At 53.5% G+C, this 22,263-nt stretch carries 19 protein-coding genes; 18 read left to right on the forward strand and 1 reads right to left on the reverse strand.

Annotated elements, in window-relative coordinates; genetic code table 11:
* The first annotated feature begins 123 nt into the window (after positions 1 to 123).
* Genes rimP through rlmB form a run of 9 tightly spaced genes read left to right on the forward strand, consistent with a single transcriptional unit; the run spans position 124 to position 10,974 of the window.
* Positions 124 to 702, forward strand: a complete 579-nt coding sequence (gene rimP / locus AC8GFP_RS12180; RefSeq protein ID WP_506613550.1) for a ribosome maturation factor RimP — start codon at positions 124 to 126, stop codon at positions 700 to 702.
* Positions 699 to 2,204, forward strand: a complete 1,506-nt coding sequence (nusA, locus tag AC8GFP_RS12185) for a transcription termination factor NusA (protein ID WP_506613552.1) — start codon at positions 699 to 701, stop codon at positions 2,202 to 2,204. Before rimP ends, nusA begins: the two co-directional genes overlap by 4 nt.
* A 24-nt stretch (positions 2,205 to 2,228) precedes the next feature.
* Complete coding sequence (infB, locus tag AC8GFP_RS12190; RefSeq protein ID WP_506613554.1) at positions 2,229 to 5,018, forward strand: translation initiation factor IF-2; 2,790 nt, start codon at positions 2,229 to 2,231, stop codon at positions 5,016 to 5,018.
* A gap of 9 nt (positions 5,019 to 5,027) precedes the next feature.
* Positions 5,028 to 5,399, forward strand: coding sequence for a 30S ribosome-binding factor RbfA (gene rbfA / locus AC8GFP_RS12195; RefSeq protein ID WP_506613555.1), 372 nt, complete (start codon positions 5,028 to 5,030; stop codon positions 5,397 to 5,399).
* A gap of 4 nt (positions 5,400 to 5,403) precedes the next feature.
* On the forward strand, positions 5,404 to 6,354 hold the full coding sequence (gene truB, locus AC8GFP_RS12200) for a tRNA pseudouridine(55) synthase TruB (RefSeq protein ID WP_506613557.1): 951 nt from the start codon (positions 5,404 to 5,406) through the stop codon (positions 6,352 to 6,354).
* The gene (typA, locus tag AC8GFP_RS12205) at positions 6,351 to 8,177 is read left to right on the forward strand and encodes a translational GTPase TypA (protein ID WP_506613559.1); all 1,827 of its coding nucleotides are present in this window, start codon (positions 6,351 to 6,353) and stop codon (positions 8,175 to 8,177) included. Before truB ends, typA begins: the two co-directional genes overlap by 4 nt.
* Positions 8,178 to 8,187: 10 nt before the next feature.
* Positions 8,188 to 9,078 (forward strand): DMT family transporter, encoded by an 891-nt coding sequence (locus tag AC8GFP_RS12210; RefSeq protein WP_506613561.1) that lies wholly within the window; start codon positions 8,188 to 8,190, stop codon positions 9,076 to 9,078.
* A complete protein-coding gene (locus tag AC8GFP_RS12215; RefSeq protein WP_506613563.1) occupies positions 9,071 to 10,204 on the forward strand; it encodes an enoyl-CoA hydratase/isomerase family protein in 1,134 nt (377 codons plus the stop codon). Before AC8GFP_RS12210 ends, AC8GFP_RS12215 begins: the two co-directional genes overlap by 8 nt.
* Before the next feature lie 17 nt (positions 10,205 to 10,221).
* Complete coding sequence (gene rlmB / locus AC8GFP_RS12220) at positions 10,222 to 10,974, forward strand: 23S rRNA (guanosine(2251)-2'-O)-methyltransferase RlmB (RefSeq protein ID WP_506613565.1); 753 nt, start codon at positions 10,222 to 10,224, stop codon at positions 10,972 to 10,974.
* Here rlmB and AC8GFP_RS12225 read toward each other — a convergent pair.
* Entirely contained in the window at positions 10,961 to 11,428 is a 468-nt protein-coding gene (locus AC8GFP_RS12225) for a low molecular weight protein-tyrosine-phosphatase (protein WP_506613567.1), read from the reverse strand. The genes rlmB and AC8GFP_RS12225 overlap by 14 nt on opposite strands.
* A gap of 77 nt (positions 11,429 to 11,505) precedes the next feature.
* On the opposite strand from AC8GFP_RS12225, the gene thiD reads away from it, so the two are divergent.
* The 9 genes from thiD (at position 11,506) to AC8GFP_RS12270 (ending at position 22,262) form a co-directional block, all read left to right on the forward strand.
* A complete protein-coding gene (gene thiD / locus AC8GFP_RS12230) occupies positions 11,506 to 12,375 on the forward strand; it encodes a bifunctional hydroxymethylpyrimidine kinase/phosphomethylpyrimidine kinase (protein ID WP_506613569.1) in 870 nt (289 codons plus the stop codon).
* 235 nt (positions 12,376 to 12,610) lie between these two features.
* A complete protein-coding gene (locus tag AC8GFP_RS12235; protein WP_506613571.1) occupies positions 12,611 to 14,281 on the forward strand; it encodes an ABC transporter substrate-binding protein in 1,671 nt (556 codons plus the stop codon).
* A 70-nt stretch (positions 14,282 to 14,351) separates the two neighbouring features.
* The gene (locus AC8GFP_RS12240) at positions 14,352 to 15,212 is read left to right on the forward strand and encodes a carbohydrate ABC transporter permease (protein WP_506613573.1); all 861 of its coding nucleotides are present in this window, start codon (positions 14,352 to 14,354) and stop codon (positions 15,210 to 15,212) included.
* A 107-nt stretch (positions 15,213 to 15,319) separates the two neighbouring features.
* Positions 15,320 to 16,171 carry a carbohydrate ABC transporter permease gene (locus AC8GFP_RS12245; protein ID WP_506613575.1) on the forward strand — a complete coding sequence of 284 codons (852 nt, stop codon included), beginning with the start codon at positions 15,320 to 15,322 and terminating at the stop codon, positions 16,169 to 16,171.
* 9 nt (positions 16,172 to 16,180) lie between these two features.
* Positions 16,181 to 17,272, forward strand: coding sequence for an ABC transporter ATP-binding protein (locus tag AC8GFP_RS12250; RefSeq protein WP_506613577.1), 1,092 nt, complete (start codon positions 16,181 to 16,183; stop codon positions 17,270 to 17,272).
* A 15-nt stretch (positions 17,273 to 17,287) separates the two neighbouring features.
* Complete coding sequence (locus AC8GFP_RS12255; protein WP_506613579.1) at positions 17,288 to 18,337, forward strand: ABC transporter ATP-binding protein; 1,050 nt, start codon at positions 17,288 to 17,290, stop codon at positions 18,335 to 18,337.
* 198 nt (positions 18,338 to 18,535) lie between these two features.
* The gene (locus AC8GFP_RS12260; RefSeq protein ID WP_506613581.1) at positions 18,536 to 20,482 is read left to right on the forward strand and encodes a sigma-54-dependent Fis family transcriptional regulator; all 1,947 of its coding nucleotides are present in this window, start codon (positions 18,536 to 18,538) and stop codon (positions 20,480 to 20,482) included.
* A gap of 61 nt (positions 20,483 to 20,543) precedes the next feature.
* Positions 20,544 to 21,068: a redoxin family protein gene (locus AC8GFP_RS12265; protein WP_506613583.1), complete on the forward strand. Its 525-nt coding sequence runs from the start codon at positions 20,544 to 20,546 to the stop codon at positions 21,066 to 21,068.
* Positions 21,069 to 21,191: 123 nt separating this feature from the next.
* Positions 21,192 to 22,262: an ATP-NAD kinase family protein gene (locus AC8GFP_RS12270; RefSeq protein ID WP_506613585.1), complete on the forward strand. Its 1,071-nt coding sequence runs from the start codon at positions 21,192 to 21,194 to the stop codon at positions 22,260 to 22,262.
* Position 22,263: the final 1 nt, after the last annotated feature.

Here is a 22,263-nt window from a genome sequence, read left to right on the forward strand (position 1 = left end):
AACCCCGCGCAAACCAACAAATTTGTTGGGTTTGGGCCTGTTTTTGCGGGTACAATGCCGACCAAATGAACGATAACGGGCGGACATCCCAACCGCCCGTTTTTTTTGGTCGGGTGAAAAGCGTTGGCATTGCAAGACATCATTGAACAAACCGTCACCGGCCTGGGTTACCAGCTGGTGGAAGTCGAACGCTCTGCGGGCGGCTTGTTGCGCATCACCCTGGATTTGCCTTGGCAGCCGGGTCAGCCCGAGCAGTTTGTGCAAGTCGAGGACTGCGAAAAAGTCACCCGCCAATTGCAGTTCGTGTTGGAAGTCGAAGGCACCGAGTACAGCCGTTTGGAAGTGTCCTCGCCGGGCATCGACCGGCCACTGCGAACAGAAAACGACTTCGCCCGTTTTGTCGGTCAAGAGATTGACCTGACTCTCAAAGCGCCCATGGGTGCGGCAGCCGCTGGTTTGGTGGCCGCCAACCGCAAGAAATTTCGGGGTGTGTTGGAAAGCACCGATACCCCCCAGACCTGGCAAATCACCTGGCGTGATGAGCCTGTCAGCAAACCGGGCATGCGCCCGGCGCGGGTCAAAAAAGACTTGCCAGTGCAAGCGCTGCAATTCACCCTGAGTGAGTTGCGAGACGCGCGACTGGCGCCGATTGTGAATTTCAAGGGCCGCAGGGCCACAGAGGACAGGAGTACTGAACCATGAATCGCGAAATGCTCATGTTGGTGGACGCTATCTCGCGCGAGAAAAATGTCGAGCGTGACTTGGTGTTTGGCGCGGTGGAATCCGCTTTGGCGCAAGCCACCAAAAAGCTGCTGCAAGCAGACAAAGAAAACCCCGTGGAAGACGCCGATATCCGCGTTGCCATGGACCGTGACTCGGGCGAGTACGAAACCTTCCGCCGTTGGTTGGTGGTGCCCGACGAAGCCGGTTTGCAAAACCCCGACGCCGAAGAAATGCTGATGGACGCCAAAGAGCGTTTGTCCGACATCGAGGTGGGCGAGTACATCGAAGAAAGCATGGACTCTTTGCCCATTGGTCGCATTGGCGCCATGGCGGCCAAGCAAGTCATCCTGCAAAAAATCAGAGATGCCGAACGCGAAATGCTGCTGACCGACTTTTTGGCACGCGGCGACCGCATCTTTGTGGGCACCGTCAAGCGCATGGACAAAGGCGACTTGATTGTTGAAAGCGGCCGTGTGGAGGGTCGTTTGCGCCGTGGCGAAATGATCCCCAAAGAAAACCTGCGCAGCGCCGACCGTGTGCGCGCCATGATCATGGAAGTCGACACCACCTTGCGCGGTGCGCCCATCATCTTGTCGCGCTCTGCGCCCGAGTTCATGATCGAGTTGTTCCGCCAAGAAGTGCCTGAAATCGAGCAAGGCTTGTTGGAAATCAAATCTTGCGCCCGCGACCCCGGCTCCCGCGCCAAGATCGCGGTCATTTCGCACGACAAACGCGTCGACCCCATCGGCACCTGTGTCGGTGTGCGCGGCACCCGCGTGAACGCGGTCACCAACGAATTGGCTGGCGAGCGCGTCGACATCGTGTTGTGGAGCGAAGACCCCGCCCAGTTCGTCATCGGTGCGTTGGCCCCGGCCAACGTGTCCTCCATCGTGGTGGACGAAGAAAAACACGCCATGGACGTGGTGGTGGACGATGAAAACTTGGCCATGGCCATTGGTCGCGGCGGCCAAAATGTGCGCCTGGCCTCCGACCTCACCGGTTGGAAAATCAACATCATGGACGCCGCCGAATCGGCGCAAAAAGTAGCCAACGAAACCGAAGGCCTGCGTGCTTTGTTCGTTGAAAAACTCGACGTCGACCAAGAAGTGGCCGACATCTTGATCGAAGAAGGTTTCACCAGCTTGGAAGAAGTGGCCTATGTGCCGCTGCAAGAAATGCTGGAGATTGAAAGCTTTGACGAAGACACCGTGAATGAACTGCGTGCCCGTGCCAAAGACGCTTTGCTGACCATGGAAATTGCCCGTGAAGAAAGCGTGGAAGAGGTCTCCCAAGACCTGCGCGACCTCGACGGTTTGGATACCGAATTGATTGCCAAATTGGCCGAGGGTGGCATCAACACCCGCGATGATTTGGCCGATTTGGCGGTGGACGAGTTGGTGGACATCACCGGCCAGTCTGAAGAAGATGCAAAAACTTTGATCCTGAAGGCGCGTGAACATTGGTTCACGGGTCAAGCGTAACGGTCATGAAGAGGAACACCACAGATGACCATCACAACGGTTGCCGAGTTTGCCAAGGAACTCAAAAAATCTCCCGACACACTGCTTGAGCAGTTGAAGTCTGCGGGCGTCGCCAAGGGCGCGGTCACAGACGAGTTGACGGATGCTGACAAGCAAAAACTGCTGAGCTTTTTGAAAGCTAGCCATGGCACAGACACGCCAGAGCGCAAAAAAATCACCTTGGTGAAGAAATCCACCTCGGAGATCAAACAAGCCGATGCCACGGGCAAAGCCCGCACCATCCAAGTGGAAGTGCGCAAGAAACGCACCTTCGTCAAACGCGACGACGAGGTGGAAGCCGAAGCCCCTGCTGAGTCTGCGCAAGAAGCCGCGCCCGTTCAACCCATCCTCGATCAAGCCGAATTGGCGCGTCGCGAAGAAGAAGCGCGTCGCCAAGCCGAATTCATTCGCCGTCAAGAAGAAGAGCTGGCGGAAAAACGCCGCTTGCGCGAAGCCCAAGAGGCCAAAGACCGCGAAGTCTTGGCCGCCAAAGCCGTGCCCGCCAACGACAAAGACGCTGATGCCGCTGCCGCGCAATTGGCCCAAGCCCAGGCCGAAGCCGCAGAGCGCGAAGCCGCTGCCAAGGTCAGTGCTGAAGAGGACGCGGTTCGCGCCAAAGATTTGGACAGCCGCCGCCGCACCGCGTTGGCCGAAGCCGAAGCCATCCGCACCATGATGAATGCGCCCAAGAAAGTCTTGGTCGCCAAAAAACCAGAGCCCGAAAAAGCCGCGGTCGACCCCAAAGCCATCAAAGGCACCTTGCACAAACCGGCTGCTGGCAGCACCGCACCCGGTGCACGTCCAGCTGGTGGCGCGGTTACCAAAGACGGCCAAAAAGAAGTCAAGAGCGCCAAGCTGTCGTCCAGCTGGGCCGATGAACAAGCCAAGAAAAAAGAAATCAAAACCCGTGGCGACGCCAGCGGGGGTGTGGGTCGCAACAGCTGGCGTGGCGGCCCCCGTGGCCGCCGGGACCGGGATCGGGATGACACCCCGGTGCAAAGCGCACCGGCGGAAGCACGCATCATTGAAGTGCATGTGCCTGAAACCATCACCGTGGCCGAGTTGGCCCACAAGATGGCCATCAAAGCCTCCGAGGTCATCAAACAACTGATGAAGCTGGGCCAAATGGCCACCATCAACCAGCCCTTGGACCAAGACACCGCCATGATCGTGGTGGAAGAAATGGGCCACAAAGCGGTCATCGCCGCGTTGGACGACCCGGAAGCTTTCACCGAAGAAGAAGCCTCTGGTTTGCAAGCCGAGTCCGTCACCCGCGCTCCTGTGGTCACGGTGATGGGTCACGTCGACCACGGCAAAACCTCTTTGCTCGATTACATCCGCCGCGCCAAAGTGGCCTCGGGTGAAGCCGGTGGCATCACACAACACATTGGCGCGTATCACGTGGAAACACCGCGTGGCATGGTGTCCTTCTTGGATACCCCTGGACACGAGGCCTTCACGGCCATGCGTGCCCGTGGTGCCCAAGCCACCGACATCGTGATCTTGGTGGTCGCCGCCGATGACGGCGTCATGCCGCAAACCAAAGAAGCCATCAAGCACGCCAAAGCAGCCGGTGTGCCCATCGTGGTCGCCATCAACAAGATCGACAAGCCTGACGCCAACCCCGACCGGGTCAAAGGCGAGTTGGTGGTGGAAGAGGTGGTGCCTGAAGAATTCGGAGGGGACTCACCCTTCGTGTCCGTCTCGGCCAAAACCGGTCAAGGCATTGACGACTTGCTCGAGCAAGTGCTGTTGCAAGCCGAGGTGTTGGAGCTCAAAGCACCGATTGACGCCATGGCCAAGGGCCTGGTCATTGAAGCCAGTTTGGACAAAGGTCGTGGTCCTGTGGCCACCATCTTGGTGCAGTCTGGCACCTTGAAAACAGGCGATGTGGTGTTGGCCGGTCAAACCTTTGGCCGTGTTCGCGCCATGCTGGATGAAAACGGCAAGTCCATCAAATCAGCCGGCCCGTCCATTCCTGTGGAAATCCAAGGTCTCACGGAAGTGCCGCAAGCAGGGGACGAATTCATGGTGCTCAACGACGAACGTCGTGCCCGCGAAATCGCCACCTACCGTGCAGGCAAATTCCGCAACACCAAACTGGCCAAGCAACAAGCCGCCAAGCTGGAGAACATCTTCACCGACATGGGCTCTGGCGAAATCAAAAACCTGCCCATCATCATCAAAGCCGACGTGCAAGGTTCGCAAGAAGCCTTGGCCGCGTCCTTGCTCAAGCTCACCAACGAAGAAGTGCGTGTGCAGCTGGTCTATGGCGCGGTGGGCGGCATCAGCGAGTCCGACATCAACCTGGCCATCGCTTCCAAAGCCGTGGTGATTGGCTTCAATGTGCGGGCTGACGCAGGTGCGCGCAAGCTGGCTGAAGGCAATGGTGTGGACATCCATTACTACAACATCATTTACGACGCGGTCGATGAATTGAAGGCCGCCATGTCGGGCATGTTGACGCCAGACAAGAAGGAAGAAATCATCGGTATGGCCGAGATTCGCCAAGTCTTCCGCATCAGCAAAATCGGCGCGATCGCGGGTTGCATGGTCACCACGGGTGTGGTGCGTCGCAATGCGCGTTTGCGTTTGCTGCGCGACAACGTGGTGGTGTTCACCGGCGAATTGGAAAGCTTGAAGCGCTTCAAGGATGACGTGCGCGAAGTGAAAGAAAACTTCGAGTGCGGTTTGAACCTGAAGGGCTACAACGACATTCAAGAAGGCGATCAGCTCGAGTTCTTTGAAATCAAGGAAGTCGCTCGCACGATTTAAACCACCTGCATGCCCGCCAAGAAGTCCTCCACAGCCCACCGCGGTTTCCGCGTCGCCGACCAAATCCAGCGCGATTTGGCCGAGTTGATTCGTGAGCTGAAGGACCCGCGCTTGGGCATGGTCACCATCCAATCGGTGGAAGTCACGCCCGACTATGCCCACGCCAAGGTGTTTTTCAGCGTCTTGGTGGGCGACCCCGAGGCTTGCGTGGAAGGCCTGAACCAAGCCGCTGGTTTTTTGCGCAATGGTTTGTTCAAGCGCTTGCACATTCACACCGTGCCCACGCTGCATTTTCAATACGACCGCACCCCCGAACGCGCCGCCGACATGAACGCCTTGATTGCGCGGGCTGTCGCCTCGCGTGCCAAAGACACCGACTGAACCCATGAACACGCCACGCACACGGGTGCAACGGCGCCCCGTGCATGGGGTGTTGCTGTTGGACAAACCCCTCGGACTCTCCAGCAACCAGGCTTTGCAAAAAGCCAAGTGGTTGTTGCGGGCTGAAAAAGCCGGTCACACCGGCACGCTCGACCCGCGGGCCACCGGTGTCTTGCCACTTTGTTTTGGTGCGGCCACCAAATTCAGCCAGTTGCATTTGGACGCCGATAAAACCTATGAAGCCGTTTTGCGCTTGGGTCAATGCACCAGCACCGGCGACGCCGAAGGCGAAGTGATTGCCGAAGCACCGGTGAACTTCACACCCGAACAACTGCTGCAAGTGCAAGCCTTGTTCACCGGTGTGTTGATGCAAGTGCCGCCCATGCACAGCGCCTTGAAAAAAGACGGCAAGGCCTTGTATGAATATGCCCGCGAAGGTTTGGAAGTGGAACGCGCCCCCCGGCAAGTCACTATCCATGCGCTTGCATTGAAAGAACTGCCGGTGCAAGACGGTGTGCGCAGTGTTTGGCTCAAAGCCCATTGCTCCAAAGGCACCTACATCCGCACCTTGGGCGAAGACATTGGCAAGGCACTGGGTTGTGGCGCTTATTTGAGTGCACTGCGTCGCTTGCAAAGCGGCCGTTTTTCGATTGATGCGTGTGTGAGCCTGGAGGCTTTGGAAGCCTTGCCTGAAGCACAGCGTTTCAGTCAGCTTCGCGCTGTGGACAGTTTGCTCGACAGTCATCAACCGATCACATTGCAGCCCGATGATGCAGGTCGATTCCTGAGTGGCTTGCGCCGCCGGGGTGACTGGCCCGACCAAGACCAAGTGGCTGTCTATGGTGCCAGCCCGCATGCCTTGCTGGGCACCGCCCATGTTCGCGCTGGGGAATTGATTCCCGAGCGCTTGTTGAATCCCCAAGAAATCCAATCTTTACTCGAGAGTGCAGCATGACCTTACAAATTCGAAACATCGCCATCATTGCCCACGTTGACCATGGCAAAACCACCATGGTCGACCAACTGTTGCGCCAGTCCGGCACCTTTGCCGACCATGAAAAAGTGGTGGACACCGTGATGGACAACAACGCGATTGAACGCGAACGCGGCATCACCATCTTGGCCAAGAACTGCGCGGTCAGTTGGAAGGGCACCCACATCAACATCGTGGACACGCCCGGACACGCGGACTTCGGTGGCGAAGTGGAGCGTGCTTTGTCGATGGTTGACGGCGTCGTGCTGTTGATTGACGCGCAAGAAGGCCCCATGCCACAAACCCGCTTTGTCACCAAGAAAGCCTTGGCCTTGGGCTTGAAGCCGATCGTCGTGGTGAACAAAGTGGACAAGCCCGGTGCCGATTGCGGCAAGGTCATCAACGCCGCTTTCGATTTGTTCGACAAACTGGGCGCCAACGACGAGCAACTCGATTTCCCCGTGGTCTATGCCTCGGGTATCAATGGCTGGTCTTCACTCGAAGAAGGCCCACAAGGCGAGCAATGGGGCCCCGACATGTCGGCCTTGTTTGACACCGTGTTGAAACACGTGCCCGCCCAACAAGGTGACCCTGCTGCGCCTTTGCAATTGCAAATTTCAGCGCTTGATTTCTCCACCTTTGTGGGCCGCATTGGCGTGGGTCGCATCAGCGCAGGCACCATCAAGCCCAACATGGACGTGGTGGTGATGGAAGGTCCGGACAGCACGCCTGTGAAAGGCCGCATCAACCAAGTGTTGAAGTTCCAAGGCCTGGACCGGATTCAAGCCACCGAAGCAGGTCCTGGCGACATTGTGTTGATCAACGGCATCGACGAGATTGGCATTGGCGTGACCGTGACCGACCCGCTGACACCTGCGCCCTTGCCGATGTTGAAAGTGGACGAGCCCACGCTGATCATGAATTTTTGCGTCAACACCAGCCCCTTGGCCGGTCGCGAAGGCAAGTACGTCACCAGCCGTCAAATCTGGGACCGACTGCAAAAAGAGTTGCAACACAACGTGGCGCTGCGCGTCAAAGAAACCGATGAAGACGGTATTTTTGAAGTCGCCGGCCGGGGTGAATTGCACTTGACGATTTTGTTGGAAAACATGCGCCGCGAAGGCTACGAGATGGCCGTGTCAAAACCGCGCGTGGTGTTTCGTGAAATCAACGGCGAGCGTTGCGAACCCATCGAATTGGTCACCGCTGACATCGAAGAGCAGCACCAAGGCGGCGTCATGCAAGCCCTGGGCGAGCGCAAAGGCGAGTTGGTCAACATGGAACCCGATGGCCGTGGTCGTGTGCGTTTGGAATACCGCATTCCTGCACGGGGCCTGATTGGCTTCACCACCGAGTTCTTGAACTTGACGCGTGGCTCGGGCTTGATTTCCAACATCTTTGACAAGTACGAACCGCACAAGGGCGAGATTGGTGGCCGCAAAAACGGCGTGCTGATTTCCATGGATGACGGTGAAATCTTCACCTACGCCTTGGGCAAACTCGATGACCGTGGCCGCATGTTTGTGAAACCCAACGACCCGGTGTATGAAGGCATGATCGTGGGCATCCACAGCCGCGACAACGACTTGGTGGTGAACGCCACCCGCACCAAGCAGCTGACCAACTTCCGCGTGTCCGGCAAAGAAGACGCGATCAAGATCACACCACCCATCCAATGCACTTTGGAATACGGTGTGCAGTTCATTGAAGACGACGAGTTGGTGGAAATCACACCCAAGAGCGTTCGCTTGCGCAAGCGCCACTTGAAAGAGCACGAACGCAAACGTGCCAGCCGCGACGCCTGAACGCCACGCCATGGTTCACAAGCTCAGCCACACTCAAGCCCTGGGGCTGATGTTGCTGGCCACCTTGCTGTGGTCCATCGCGGGTGTGGTGTCGCGTCAGGTGACCCACGCCCAGGGCTTTGAAGTCACCTTCTGGCGCAGCTTTTTCACGGTGCTGTCGCTCAGTGTTTTGTTGCCGATGCTCAAAGGCCGGTCGCTGTTGACGCAACTGCCTTGGCGTGACAAAACCTTTTGGCTCTCGGGTGTCTGTTGGTCGGTGATGTTCACCGCCTTCATGCTGGCCCTGACCATGACCACCGTGGCCAATGTGCTGATCACCATGGCCATGGGGCCGATGCTCACCGCCTTGTTGTCGCGCCTGGTCCTGAAAAAACCGTTGGCCGCGCACACCTGGTGGGCGATTGCTGCCGCTGGGGTGGGCATGGCCTTCATGTTCATCAGCCAAGTGCAGTTGGAAGGCACACGGCATGTCTGGGGCATGGCTGTGGCCTTGTGTGTGCCGATGGCTGGTGCAGTTCAATGGACCGTGACACACCGTCTGCAAAATGCGGCGCAACCCCCAGACTTCATGTCCGCCGTGTGGGTCGGTGCCTTGTTGTCCTGTGTGTACACCGCACCACTGGCTTGGCCCACCGTGGCCAGCACCAACGACATCGCTTGGTTGGCCGCCTTGGGTTTGTTTCAATTGGCCGTGCCTTGTTTGTTGGCAGTGCGGGCCGCGCAAGTGTTGGCTTCACACGAGCTGGCCTTGTTGGCCTTGCTCGAGGTGTTGTTTGGCATTGCTTGGGCTTGGTGGGGCGCGGGTGAAGAGCCCGGCTTGAATGTGTTGGTGGGCGGCGGCTTGGTGCTGTGCGCCTTGGCGTGGAACGAATCGCGAAGCAGGAGAACGCAACATGGATGATCCTTTCTCAATTCAACAAGGTGATGTGTTGGCCGAGGTGCAAGGCGCAGTGGGCCTGATCACCTTGAACCGTGCCAAGGCCTTGAATGCTTTGTCCCTGGGCATGGTGCGCAGCCTGACCGAGGTGTTGTTGGCGTGGGCGCAAGACGACCGTGTGCAAGCTGTGGCCCTGCGCGGCATGGGCAAAGAGGGCGCGTTTGGTGCGTTTTGCGCGGGTGGTGATATTCGGTTTTTTCATGCAGCGGCATTGGCAGGGGACGCGGCCTTGGATGATTTCTTCACCGAAGAGTACCGCTTGAACCATTTGATTCACCACTACGCCAAACCCTGCATCGTTTTCATGGACGGTGTGGTGATGGGCGGGGGCATGGGCTTGGCACAGGGCGCATCACTGCGCATTGCCACCGAGCGCACCAAGATGGCCATGCCCGAAACCATGATTGGTTTGTTTCCCGATGTCGGCGGCGGTTATTTCCTCAGCCGTTGTGATGGTGCTTTGGGCGAGTACTTGGGCCTCACCGGTCAGATGTTGAATGGGGCAGAAGCCGTGTTCGCAGGCTTGGCCGATGTCTTGGTGGACAGTGCGTCCTTGAACACACTGTGGGCACAGTTGCCTGCACACCATTGGTCACAGCCTGATGCCTTGGAGGGCTTCAGTGCCGCCTTCAAAGCAGTCACGCAGCACGCGCAAGCCAGCCAACCCGCTTGGTGGAACGACAGCTTGAACCAAGCCTTCGGTGCAGCCGATCTGCAAGCCATTGCGCAAGCCTTGGAAGCCGCTGGCCACACACATGCCTTAGAGGCTTTGCACAAACGATCCCCTTTGATGCTGGCGGTGAGCCTTGAACAAATTCGCCGTGCACGACACATGAACCTGAGTGACGAATTGCGCATGGAGCGTGACATGGTGCGTCACAGTTTTCATCCCACACACTTGCAACGCACACCAGCGCAAAGCGACACGGTGGAAGGCATCCGCGCCTTGGCCGTGGACAAAGACCATGCACCGCGTTGGTTGCCCGCACAACTGCATGAAGTCACCGCCGACATGGTGACGCCTTTTTTCAACAGCCCTTGGCCTGCCCATGACCATCCCTTGATGGACTTGCGGGCGCGAGTGGTTTGAGTTTTCACAGGACAGCCATGGCCAGCCCGATCAAAGTGATGTTTGGATTCCATGCCGTGGGTGTGCGCCTGAAAACCGCGCCAGACTCGGTGATTGAGGTGTTCATTGACCCGACACGCCGCGACGCTCGTATGCGCCAGTTTCAAGAGCGTGCCAAAGAAGCCAAAGTGAAACTGGTCGAGTCCGATGGCCTGCGCTTGTCTCAACTGGCCGGTAGCCATGGCCACCAAGGCGTGGTGGCGCGGGTGCACCAGATTGACATTGCCAAATCCCTCGATGCATGTTTGGAAGCCTTGCCCACCGATGAACCGGCCTTGATTCTGGTTTTGGATGGCATCACCGACCCGCACAACCTGGGCGCGTGTTTGCGCGTGGCCGATGGGGCAGGTGTGCACGCGGTCATCGCGCCCAAAGACCATGCCGTGGGTATCAACGCCACGGTGTCCAAAGTGGCCAGTGGTGCGGCGGACACCGTGCCTTACTTCATGGTGACGAATTTGGCCCGCACCTTGAATGAACTCAAAGAGCGCAACATTTGGATCACCGGCACCAGTGACGATGCGCCAAAAACACTGTATGAGGTGGATTTGAAAATCCCCACTGCGTGGGTCTTGGGTGCAGAAGGCGATGGGATGCGTCAACTCACCCGCAAAACCTGCGATCAACTGGTGCGCATTCCGATGGCCGGTGGCGTGGAGAGTTTGAACGTGTCGGTGGCCAGCGGCATTTGTTTGTTTGAAACGGTGCGGCAACGGATCAGCTTGGCCTGATGCAATGGCTGATCAGCCCTTTTACACCGTCTTCAACCAAATCCAAAACCAATTCAAAGTCTTTCGCTTCACCATAGTAGGGGTCGGGAATTTCTGTGAGTTCGTATTGCTCGAAAAATTCTGAGAAATAACGAACTTTGTGTCTGAGGTTTTCAGGGCATCGCTCGTTGACAGTTGTTTGATTGTTGTGGTCCATGGTCAAAATCAAATCAAAATGTTCAAAATCTTCATGCGTCAACAACCTGGCTCGCAGAGCCGATAAGTCATAGCCTCTTTGCAGCGCATGCTGCTGTGTTCTTGGATCGGGCGCAGATCCTATTTGGTAATTGTGCGTTGCTGCCGAATCCACATGGATGCGCTCGTTCAGTTGGGCTTTTGTCATGAGGTGCCGCATCACACCCTCTGCAGTTGGACTTCGGCAGATATTTCCCATGCATACAAAAAGAATTTTCATGGTTTATTTGCAAGTTGATTGAACTGGACTGAAATTTGCTAAAGGGTGAAGGTAGCAAATATTGATGGAGTTTATTCATGACCACCCATTTACCCTCTAAAAACAACAAGTACCCCCGATGTTTATCCATTGCGGGATCAGACAGCAGTGGGGGGGCAGGCATTCAAGCAGACTTGAAAACCTTCATGGCGCTTGGTTGCTTTGGCATGGCAGCCATCACCGCACTCACGGCCCAAAACACAGTGGGTGTTCAAGGTATTCAAGCCGTTTCTGCGGACTTCTTGAAGCTGCAAATTCAATCGGTGATTGATGACATCGGGATTGATGCCTTGAAGATTGGCATGTTGCACAGTCCCGAGTTGGTGGAGGTGGTTGCTTGGGCCATCGAGCACTATGGTCTTCAACAAGTTGTTTTTGATCCTGTGATGGTGGCTACCAGTGGAGATCAATTGATTACCGAAGAAACCATGGAAGTATTGGTCAAACGGCTGTTTCCCTTGGTGACACTCATCACCCCCAATCTGGATGAAGCAGGCTGGTTACTGAAGCAAAATCTGAAAACCAAAAAAGACCTCACTGTGGCCGTTCGGTTTTTGCAATCCATGGGGGCTCGCAACGTACTGATCAAAGGCGGCCATCTGCCGGGTGATGAGTTGTGGGATGTGTTGGCTTTGGCCTCGGGCGCACACCATGAATTTTCATCGTCGCGAATTCCAACCCACAACACGCATGGCACAGGCTGCACACTGTCGTCAGCCATTGCGGCCTATTTGGCTTTGGGGCTCGATTTGCCAAGCGCTGTGGCATCCTCACGCGACTTTATTTACCAAGCTTTGAAGCATGGTGCCAGTGTTCAAACTGGACAAGGTCACGGGCCCTTGAACCATGGGTTTTCCCCTAGATCAATGCACATTCAAGACATCGCTGATTCAAAGGAACAAGCATGAATTCGGCAGTGCATGTCACGGCATGTCGCGTGACTGTCACAGCGTCTCACATGTGACAGTTGCAGTAGATTGACACCGGTCAACTAATAAATCCATATGAATCATAGGTTTGCAAGTGTTGAAGATCTTGTTTTTGCATGGCATGTTTCTTGAGAAGTGAGTTAGGAGAGCAGCCAAAGAGTTGTTCCTTTCCTTGCCCAATGGCAAGTCCACTTGACAAAACCAGGAGACATCAATGGATAACAAAGACGAATCTAATGTGCATGACGACACGGTTAAACCCTCACGTCGCGGCTTTCTTCAGCAAGCTGGTGCATTGGGCGCAGGTGCGGCACTGACAGCTAACCCCATTGCAGGCATGGCCCAAAATAAAGGTGGATTGGCACCAGGCATGACGGGCGGGCCCACCGGTTTCAACGGTGCTGAACGTTTCCAATACAACGCTTCCATGTCGGAAGGACGTGCAATTGAAGGCATTAAAAAATTAAAAGCCGCAGGCAAAGCGCCCAAGAAACTCACCATGTTGCTGACCGATGGGGCGATTGGACAAATCACCAAGCCTTTCCCAGTTGGAAAAATTGGTGCACAAACTTATCCCACGGGGGCACCATCTGCCAAAGAAGTGTGGGAACGTGAAACAGGCATTGAGATCGACATCGTTGGTGCCACAGCGGACGATATTTTCAAAAAAGTCATGCAAGATGTGACCACAGGGTCAGGTCAGTTTGACATCTACACCGGCCCATGGAACTCCACCGGTGACTTGGTCGCTGCAGGTGGTGCCGTCAACTGTGACCCGTTTGTCAAAGCCTACAAGCCTGATTGGGCAGACCCACAACGTGGCACCCCAACGCCTGAAATGGAGAAGTTGCTTTACACCTACAACGGCAGCTACTACTCATTCAGCTTGGACGGTGACTTTCAAACTTGGTTTTACTTGAAAGACATCTATGAGAAACCAGATGTCCAGAAGAAGTTCGCCGACAAATACGGTTACAAGCTCGGCCCAGCCAACACATGGGAGGAAGTGGACAAAATTTCCGAATTTTTCACTGGCCTGGATGTAGGCAATGGCCCCATGTACGGAAACGGCAACCTGATGAGTCCATTTTGGGGTTTGGCAACTTTCTACAGTCGCTTCGCATCCATGGCCATGCCCAACTTCTATTTCTTCGACGAAAACGGCAAACCCAATCTGGCCACCGAACTAGGTATTCAGTGCGCCAACGAACACGTGAACAGTTTCAAGTGGTCCCCACCTGATGCCTTGACTTTCACATGGGCCGAAGCCTACGCGACGGTTTGGAATTTGAAGTGTCCGCATACTGCCATCTACACCAACATTGCCAAGTTTGGCGATGGTTACAAGGATGATGGATCACCGAAAAGCAAAGCCACAGGTAAGTTGGCTGCGCACTTGCCGGTGGGCCGTAAATTTGGTGACAAGATCAACCGTCGCTCGGTTTTGTATTACCACATCACTGGCTGGTTGTCTTCCAAAAGCAAACATCCCGAAGCAGCCTATCTGTTCATGCAATGGCTGAGTTCCACTCGCACCTACACCTGGATGGCTGGCAACCCTGGCGGTTATTTCGACCCCATGCAATTGGCAAATTTCAAAGAGCCCCTGGTAGCAGCAACCTACCAGCCGTACTCGATGGACATGATCCCCAAGACGATTGCACGCTCTGCGCCCACACTGAACTTTGCAGGTCAAACTGCTTTGGACAATGCATTGGATCAAGAGTTGCAGGCCGCTTTAACAGGTCAAAAAACTGCCAAAGAAGCCATGATTGCGGCCCAGAAAAAATGGGAACAAATCATCAAGCGTCAAGAGAAGAGTGGCATCTTGAAGGCCATTGCAGCAAGTCGCAAGACATGGCCTACCTTGGTTGATCCAGCCTGAGTATCCAAGTGACTGATTTCCAGGAGTGGGTTTCCACTCCTGGATAGTTCATTTTGCAAAAGGAATCTCTGTGAAAACCTCGATGACTCGGCATGTCGTTCGATATGCGTTGCTGGTATTGGCTGTCTTCTTTGTGGCGTATCCCCTTTATTGGATGTTCACCATGGCCTTCAAACCGTATCCTGAGTGGACGACGGTGGGGGATCAATTGACATGGTGGCCTCGAAATCCGACATTTCAAAATTTTGAATTTCTCATATACGGTCACGCTGAAGGTTTGGTGGTGTCCTTGGACAAAACCATTTTTCAACCTTTCATGGCCAGTTTGGTCACATCCACCGTTGGCACGCTGATTGCAGTCGTTTGCGGCACGTTGGCTTCCTATGCCGTTGTGCGTTTCAAGGTTGGCGCTGGGTTGCCTTTGCAAGTGCTGCAACTTCGTTTGTTTCCACCCTTGGCTGTGATGATCCCGGTGATGGTGATGTGGGCATTTTTGGGGGCAGTTGATACATGGTGGGGTCTGTCGCTTATCTATGGCATTGTCACACTGCCATTCGCATTTTGGTTGATGAAGACCTTCTTCGATGAAGTGCCTGTGGAAATTGAAGAAGCGGCACGCGTCGATGGGTGCAGTCACTGGCGTGTCTTTTGGCGCATCACTTTGCCGATTGTGAAACCGGGTTTAGCCACCTGTGCCTTGTTTGTCTTTATTTTGAATTGGTCCGATTACCTCTTGGCCTTGCTGTTGACACAAAAAATTTGGGTCACTTTGCCTGTCTATATGGCCACCTTGACATCAGCCATGGGGGGACAGATGTATGGCATGAAAGCGGCTCTTGGCCTGGTCGCCGCACTACCACCCGTTGTTTTTGGCCTGCTCATTCAAAAGCATTTGGTTCGAGGATTGACTTTTGGCGCACTCAAGCAATGAGTTTTGAATGCATAAGGAATTGAAACATGACACAAAATTCAAACGCAAATAAGTCCCTCGGGTACTGGGGGAAAGTGGGCTCAAATCCTGAGAAATTAGGATTTTGGATGACCTTGCCCACCATGCTTTTGCTGGTGTTCATTGTGGTTTTCCCACTCATCATGCAACTGTATTTAAGCGTCACCATGTGGTCGCCGTTAGATGGCGTTCCCTGGTACAAAGCTTACGAAAGCTTTGATTACTTGGGCCAATACTGGCGACTCTTGCAAGACGGTGAGATGTGGGGTGCGATTGGTAGAACCTTGTTCATCATGCTCATCACGATTCCCATTCAGTTTGCCTTGGGACTGGGTTTGGCCACCTTGTTTGTCGACGAATTCCCTGGGAAAAAGTTTTTTTATTCCGTCTTGCTTACTCCCATGATGATCGTACCTGCCGTGGCGGGTTTGATTTTTTACCTGTGCTTTCAAGGCACTGGTCCGATCAACAACCATCTGGGGTTGCCCACCAATTTCTCATGGCTGACTGACCGCAATCGCGCCATCATCACCATCATCGTGTCCGAAATTTGGCAGTGGACACCACTCATGTTTTTGATTTTGTTGGCAGGCATGTTGGGTGTTCCCAACGATCAAATATTGGCAGCCAGGCTGTTGGGTGCATCCGAATTTCAAATTTTCAAGCGCATCGTCATTCCCCGTATGAAGCGGGTCATCATCATCGTGTTGGCACTCCGAACTGTGGAGTCTTTCAAAGTCTTTGACTCCATCAGCGTGATGACCAAGGGGGGGCCAGGTGTGCAAACCGAAACCATTTCCGTGTATTTGTACCGAATGACGTTTGGTGACTATGAATGGGGCTACGTGGCGGCCATTGGATTGAGCACCCTGCTGGCTCTGAGTGTGCTTGCAGCGCAATTGCTCAAGCGTGGTGCACAGCCTGCAACTGTTTCGAAATAAGGGGTCACCATGTCTTCCATTTCACTTCAAAACATCACAAAGCAATTTGGAGATTTCACCGCTGTCAATAAGCTTAATTTGGAAATCGCCAACGGTGAATTCATGGCCTTGTTGGGTCCTTCGGGCTGTGGAAAAACCACCACCATGAATATGGTGGCAGGCATTGAATCCGCCAGCAATGGACAGTTATTGTTCGATGGCAAGCCACCAACGAGTCAAAAATTGCAAGACAGAGGGATAGGGTTTGTATTTCAAAACTATGCCATCTTCACCCACATGACAGTGCGGGACAACTTGGCGTTTTCGTTGACTGTCAAGAAGCGACCCACTGACGAAATCAATCGCCGTGTGACAGCCATGGCCAAGCGAATGAGCATTGACCATCGACTCGCAGAGTTGGCTGGCAGTCTCAGTGTCAACGAAATGCAAAAAGTAGCCATTGCGCGTTCGGCGATTGCCGAGCCCAAGGTGTTTTTGTTGGATGAACCCTTGTCCAATCTAGATGCAGGTTTTCGCGCTTACATGCGTGCGGAGCTGAAAATATTGCAACATGAATTCAAACAAACCATGATTTACGTGACCCACGATCAGATTGAGGCCATGAGTTTGGCTGATCGAATTGCCATCATGGACAAAGGAAAATTGATGCAAGTTGGTGCTCCGTTAGATGTCTACAACAACCCTGCCAATATTTTTGTAGCTCGCTTTGTCGGTTCACCAGCCATCAACATGGTGGACGGTGAAGTGCGCATTTCAGGATCGTCTGCTTATTTGAGTGTTGCCAATGGTCAACAAATTGAATTGCCATCTGACTTGCATCAGCTCTTTTCAAAATCGATTTCATCCGCGGTGAGTCTGGGTATTCGAGCACAAGAAGTTCGTGCAGGTCAAGCGTCCGATCACGACATCATCATCCCTGGCAGGGTTGACGTGGTTGAACGCATTGGCCCAGTCAAAGTCGCTCACGTTGAAACGCAGATAGGCATTCTCAAATGCATGCAAGGTGTCGAGTTGGCTCAGGCGGGGCAACATTTAATTCTGAATTTACCTGTGGCCAAGTGCCTTGCTTTTGACACCACGACCGGCAATCGGTTGATTTGATAGATGGGGATTTGAATGGCAAATATTTCACTTCGTGGCGTGGTCAAGCGTTACCCCAACTTCACCATCGGCCCCATTGACTTGGACATCAAGAGCAATGAATTTTTTGGCATCTTTGGGCCACCTTCATGTGGCAAAACCAGCATACTGAAAATCATTCTGGGATTGGTCCAGCCAGACGAGGGCAGGGTGATGATTGATGGCTTTGACGCCACCAATTTTTCACCTGAAGAGCGCAACATGGCCATGGTGTTTCAAAATTTAGCCTTGTTTCCTCATTTGAATGGTTATGACAATATTTCCTTTCCGCTGATCGAGCGAGGATTTGACAAGGCGAAAGTTCAGGTTGAAGTCGATCGTGTGTCCAAGGTTTTGCATATCGATCACATACTGCACAAAGTACCGGCCCAAATGAGTGGTGGTGAAAGGCAACGGATTGCATTGGGCCGTGCCTTTGTACGTGAGCCCGGAGCCTTTTTGTTGGACGAGCCTATTGCAGCTTTGGACGCCCGTTTGCGAGAGGAGATGCGCGTTGAACTCAAGCGCTTGCAATCTGAGGGGAATCACACCTTCATTTATGTCTCGCACGACGAAGAAGAAGTCATGAGTGTGGCTGATCGGTTGGCGATTGTTGTTGATGGCAAGATTATTCAGGTGGACGTTCCTGAAAAAATATATGACGCACCGGTCGATGTTCGCGTTGCCCATTTGATTGGCTCACCACCGATGAATTTGATCCAAGGAACCATCGATCAATCCGACGTTTTTTTTGCGAATGACTTTAATTTCTCCATCAATGTGTCTTCAATTCCAAACAAGCCAATAGCTGGAGCTGTGACCATGGGCATCCGTCCTGAAAATTTTGACGTTTCCAGTCAAGTCACAAAGGACGGATTTGAGGCTACCGTGGTGGCGGTTGAACCCTTGGGTGGTCACACCATTCTTGATCTCCATGCTTCCCAGCAAACAATGAAGGTCAGGCTGTCTGGACAGTCTCAATTCACCGAGGGTTCACGTTTGTATCTCCAACCCGATTTGTCCCATGTTCATTTCTTTCGCGACTGAGAGTGTGTGAACTTTTGAATTGAATTTATCAAGCAGCTCGCCTTTGCGAACTTGCCAAAAATGCATGATTTCATGATTCAAATCATTCTTCTTTCGTGTTGACTAGGACAAACCCTCATGACTTTGGTGCGTTAAATAACTAATATTTAAGAATGTCAAAACCACCCAGGTTTTTACATTGATTTGAAGGCCACAACCATGCTTCATTCTCACGCCAATGAACACATCGCCACCGTGATGGATGTCGCTGAACATGGGGTGGGCTCAACGCGTGCTTTCAAGCATGAAGACATCATCAAAGCATCTTGGTTCAGATGTTTGAATCTACATGGGTTAGACCCCACGCGCCCTCAGCAAGCGGTTATTCTTCCTCACAACCGTTTGCGTGAACACCAAGACAGGTTGGAAGAGTTTTTACACATCGCAAGGCACGGCCTTGAAACGCTTTATCACCAAGTTTCTGGTTTGGGCTATTGCGTGTTGCTGACGGATGCCAAAGGGGTCACGGTCGATTTCATTGGCGACTTGGTCTTCGAGCCTAGTTTGCGCAAAGCGGGCTTGTATCTTGGGGCTGATTGGAGTGAAGCTGTGGCTGGGACGTGCGGTGTCGGCACTTGTATCGCCACTGGCGAGGCGCTGACCGTCCATCTCACGGACCACTTTGATGCCACGCACATCCCCCTGACATGCACCACTTCCCCAGTGTTCAACGCACTCGGCGATTTGATGGCGGTCCTCGATATTTCTCAACTTCAATCAAGCCAACCCAAAGACAGCCAGCATTTGGCCTTGCAGTTGGTCAAATCCTACGCACAGCACATCGAAAACGCGGCTTTCATGCGTATGTTCCAAGCTGAATGGGTTCTCAAACTCAGCACGGCACCTCAATTCTTAGACGTCAAACCCGACTACCTTGTGGCCCTAGACGCCACGGGCAAAGTGCTGGGTCACAACCGAAGAGCCCAGTTGCTGCTGCAAGGTTTTTCAAATGAAAAAGTCATTGGTAAAAACTTTGAAGACCTGTTTAATTTGAAACTTCAAGAGCTCACCAGATTTTCTGCAGGGCGTGCGACGGATCAAAACGTGGTGACTTTGGCCAAAGGTGGCTCCATCTTGTTCATGATCGCCACTCCACCTCCCAAAGTGTCACAACCTGGTGCCAGTCATGTTGTGACGTTCAAAATTCCTGCGCCATTGGCGGCACTGTCGGGTGGCGATACCGCCTTGGATCGTCAAATTGAACGTGCTGCCAAACTCGTCAACACACCCGTCAGTGTTTTGCTGACAGGTGAGACGGGCACTGGAAAAGAGTATTTTGCGAAAGCCATCCATGAGAGCAGTGAGCGACGTTCTCGCCCATTCATCGCGGTCAATTGCGCAGCCATTCCTGAAACCCTGATTGAAAGCGAGTTGTTTGGGCACAGGCCGGGCAGTTTTTCAGGGTCTGGCAGCAAATCCAAAGTCGGTCTCATTCAAGCGGCGCACGGTGGTACTTTGTTCTTGGATGAAATTGGCGACATGCCCATGCCGTTGCAATCTCGTTTACTGCGTGTGTTGGCAGAAAAAGAAGTCTTGCCAGTGGGTGCGACCCAACCCATTCCTGTTGACATCAGGGTCATCGCGGCCACCCACTTCAATATCGAACATCAGGTCAGAGCTGGTAAGTTCCGCGATGATTTGTTCTACCGCTTGGCGGGTGCCCGAATTAACTTGCCCCCCTTGCGCTCTCGCACCGATTTGTCATGGTTGATTCAACGCATGCTCTCTATGGGATTGGACGATGAAGCCAGTGTGCCTACTTTGCTCCCTGAAACAGAAAAGCTGTTGCAAGTCCATAAATGGCCAGGCAACTTGCGCGAGTTGAGAAACACGCTGGACTACGCCAAGGCCGTTTGCAGTGATGGACAAATTGGTTTGGCAGATTTGCCTGACGCCATTTCAATCCATGAAGAGGCCCTGATCAAACCTTCACAAACACCCCCCAAATCGAGTGTTGCTTCTGCTGATGCTGCTCTCTTGGTGCAGTACATGCGTGCCGCCAACTGGAACGTGACGCTTGTATCTAAACAACTCGGTGTCTCTCGCATGACCCTTTACCGACGCATGAAGCGCTACGGAATCGAAGTGCCTGAAAGTTTGCACTAAGTCATCTCAAGCGCCACATTGGCACAGCTGTTGCTGGCATCTCCTGAAAAGGAGATGCAACATGGCTCGTGTGACATGCTTAGGCGAAACACTCTATACCGATGGCAGCTTTCCACAAATTGGCAAGACGATTTCACCTCTGTATTTGACAGACTCTAATTGGGAAGATGTCTGTATCAATGAATTCAAATGTCAGTTCAAAGTTTTGGATTTTTACCCCAGTATCGATTCACCACGCGCTGTCCAACATGCAGGGCAATTACAAAGAGCCAGTCATGGTATTCGCGGTGCTAAATGTTTTGTGATTTCAAGTGACTTGCCTTGTGCGCTTCAAAAGTGGCGTCTGACAGAAGGCATTCAAAACATGGATATCCTGTCAGCCTTTAGAAACCAAAAGTTTTTACTCAGTCACGGGTTGATGATCTCAAGTGGGCGCTTCAAAGGGCTGGGCGCCAGGGCCGTGATGGTGTTGGATGCCATGAATAAAGTTATCTATGCCAAATTGGCTGCAGACCTCATGGATGGACCGGACCTCAGCGGTTTGAGCAAAGCCATGTCGTTGCATCTCAATGCAGAAATGGTGTGACTGTCACGCCTGATACGTTTTGGACCTGTTACAAAAATTGAGACAGACTTTGAGTCGGATCCAAGGGTTTATATCTAGTTAAAGACGATTTCAGCGTGGTTTTAAGTGCTCATTGAGCTTGGTATGCACCTTGCATTGTGTTTCTTGATCTTCAAGGAACGAGGAATGAGCAAGCCCATACCGACTGTTGGAATCATCGCAAATCCTGTGTCCGCCCGAGACATCCGACGCGTCATTGCCAATGCCAGTAATTTGCAGACATCGGATCGGGTCAACATCGTCTTGCGACTTTTGAGCACCATGGCGAGCATGGGTGTGAAGAAGGTCCTGATGATGCCGGACAAATCTGGCATGCGTCCATTGCTGATGCGTCAGTTGATGCGTGAAGGACAAATGGGGCAAGGTTTCCCAGAAGTTGAGTATTTGGACTTCGAGCCCCTATCAACCGTCGATGACACTTTCCATTCAGCACGCTTGATGCGACAAGCAGGTGTGAATGCCATCGTGGTTTTGGGTGGTGATGGCACCCATCGCGCAGTGGCCAGAGAGTGCGGCGATATTCCTATCGCAGGCTTGTCCACAGGCACCAACAATGCATTTCCTGAAATGCGAGAGCCTACAGTGACGGCCATGGCTGTTGGCCTTTTCGCAACCCGCCAACTTTCCCGCGATGAAGCCCTTTTGGCGAACAAAGTGCTCGATATCTCGATCAATGAGGGAGAAAGAAGGGACATCGCCATTGTGGATGCTGTCATCTCTCACGAGCGTGTGATTGGCTCCAGAGCTTTGTGGCGTCCAGACAGCCTTGCTGCGGTCTATCTCACCTACGCTGATCCCGAGGTGATTGGTCTGTCAGCCATCGGCGGTTTACTGCAACCCGTGACCAGAAAGCAACCAGAAGGGTTGGTGATTGAACTGGCCGGTGACCCTGAACAGGCTCAATTCAAACTTAGAGCCCCGATTGCCCCAGGAATGATGAGAGACATCCCCATTGCAAGCTGGTCCTTGTTGCCTGCCGAGCAAGCAGCACCCGTGCGTTTGTCTGCAGGCGTAGTGGCCTTGGACGGCGAACGTGAGATGACATTCAAAACAGGGGACCGTGTGGCAATCACCCTGAAGAAAAACGCATTTTTCACCGTGGACGTAGCCCGCTGCATGCAACTTGGTGCAGACAAAGGGCTATTCCGTTTTTAAG

It is taken from the genome of Limnohabitans simekii (SeqCode), from assembly GCF_965234735.1.
GTDB lineage: Bacteria > Pseudomonadota > Gammaproteobacteria > Burkholderiales > Burkholderiaceae_C > Limnohabitans > Limnohabitans simekii.

Coding starts and splice junctions, on each gene's coding strand:
- nusA (WP_506613552.1), top strand. CDS start 699: ATGAATCGCGAAATGCTCATGTTGGTGGACGCTATCTCGCGCGAGAAA.
- infB (WP_506613554.1), top strand. CDS start 2,229: ATGACCATCACAACGGTTGCCGAGTTTGCCAAGGAACTCAAAAAATCT.
- rbfA (WP_506613555.1), top strand. CDS start 5,028: ATGCCCGCCAAGAAGTCCTCCACAGCCCACCGCGGTTTCCGCGTCGCC.
- truB (WP_506613557.1), top strand. CDS start 5,404: ATGAACACGCCACGCACACGGGTGCAACGGCGCCCCGTGCATGGGGTG.
- typA (WP_506613559.1), top strand. CDS start 6,351: ATGACCTTACAAATTCGAAACATCGCCATCATTGCCCACGTTGACCAT.
- AC8GFP_RS12210 (WP_506613561.1), top strand. CDS start 8,188: ATGGTTCACAAGCTCAGCCACACTCAAGCCCTGGGGCTGATGTTGCTG.
- AC8GFP_RS12215 (WP_506613563.1), top strand. CDS start 9,071: ATGGATGATCCTTTCTCAATTCAACAAGGTGATGTGTTGGCCGAGGTG.
- rlmB (WP_506613565.1), top strand. CDS start 10,222: ATGGCCAGCCCGATCAAAGTGATGTTTGGATTCCATGCCGTGGGTGTG.
- AC8GFP_RS12225 (WP_506613567.1), bottom strand. CDS start 11,428: ATGAAAATTCTTTTTGTATGCATGGGAAATATCTGCCGAAGTCCAACT.
- thiD (WP_506613569.1), top strand. CDS start 11,506: ATGACCACCCATTTACCCTCTAAAAACAACAAGTACCCCCGATGTTTA.
- AC8GFP_RS12235 (WP_506613571.1), top strand. CDS start 12,611: ATGGATAACAAAGACGAATCTAATGTGCATGACGACACGGTTAAACCC.
- AC8GFP_RS12245 (WP_506613575.1), top strand. CDS start 15,320: ATGACCTTGCCCACCATGCTTTTGCTGGTGTTCATTGTGGTTTTCCCA.
- AC8GFP_RS12250 (WP_506613577.1), top strand. CDS start 16,181: ATGTCTTCCATTTCACTTCAAAACATCACAAAGCAATTTGGAGATTTC.
- AC8GFP_RS12255 (WP_506613579.1), top strand. CDS start 17,288: ATGGCAAATATTTCACTTCGTGGCGTGGTCAAGCGTTACCCCAACTTC.
- AC8GFP_RS12260 (WP_506613581.1), top strand. CDS start 18,536: ATGCTTCATTCTCACGCCAATGAACACATCGCCACCGTGATGGATGTC.
- AC8GFP_RS12265 (WP_506613583.1), top strand. CDS start 20,544: ATGGCTCGTGTGACATGCTTAGGCGAAACACTCTATACCGATGGCAGC.
- AC8GFP_RS12270 (WP_506613585.1), top strand. CDS start 21,192: ATGCACCTTGCATTGTGTTTCTTGATCTTCAAGGAACGAGGAATGAGC.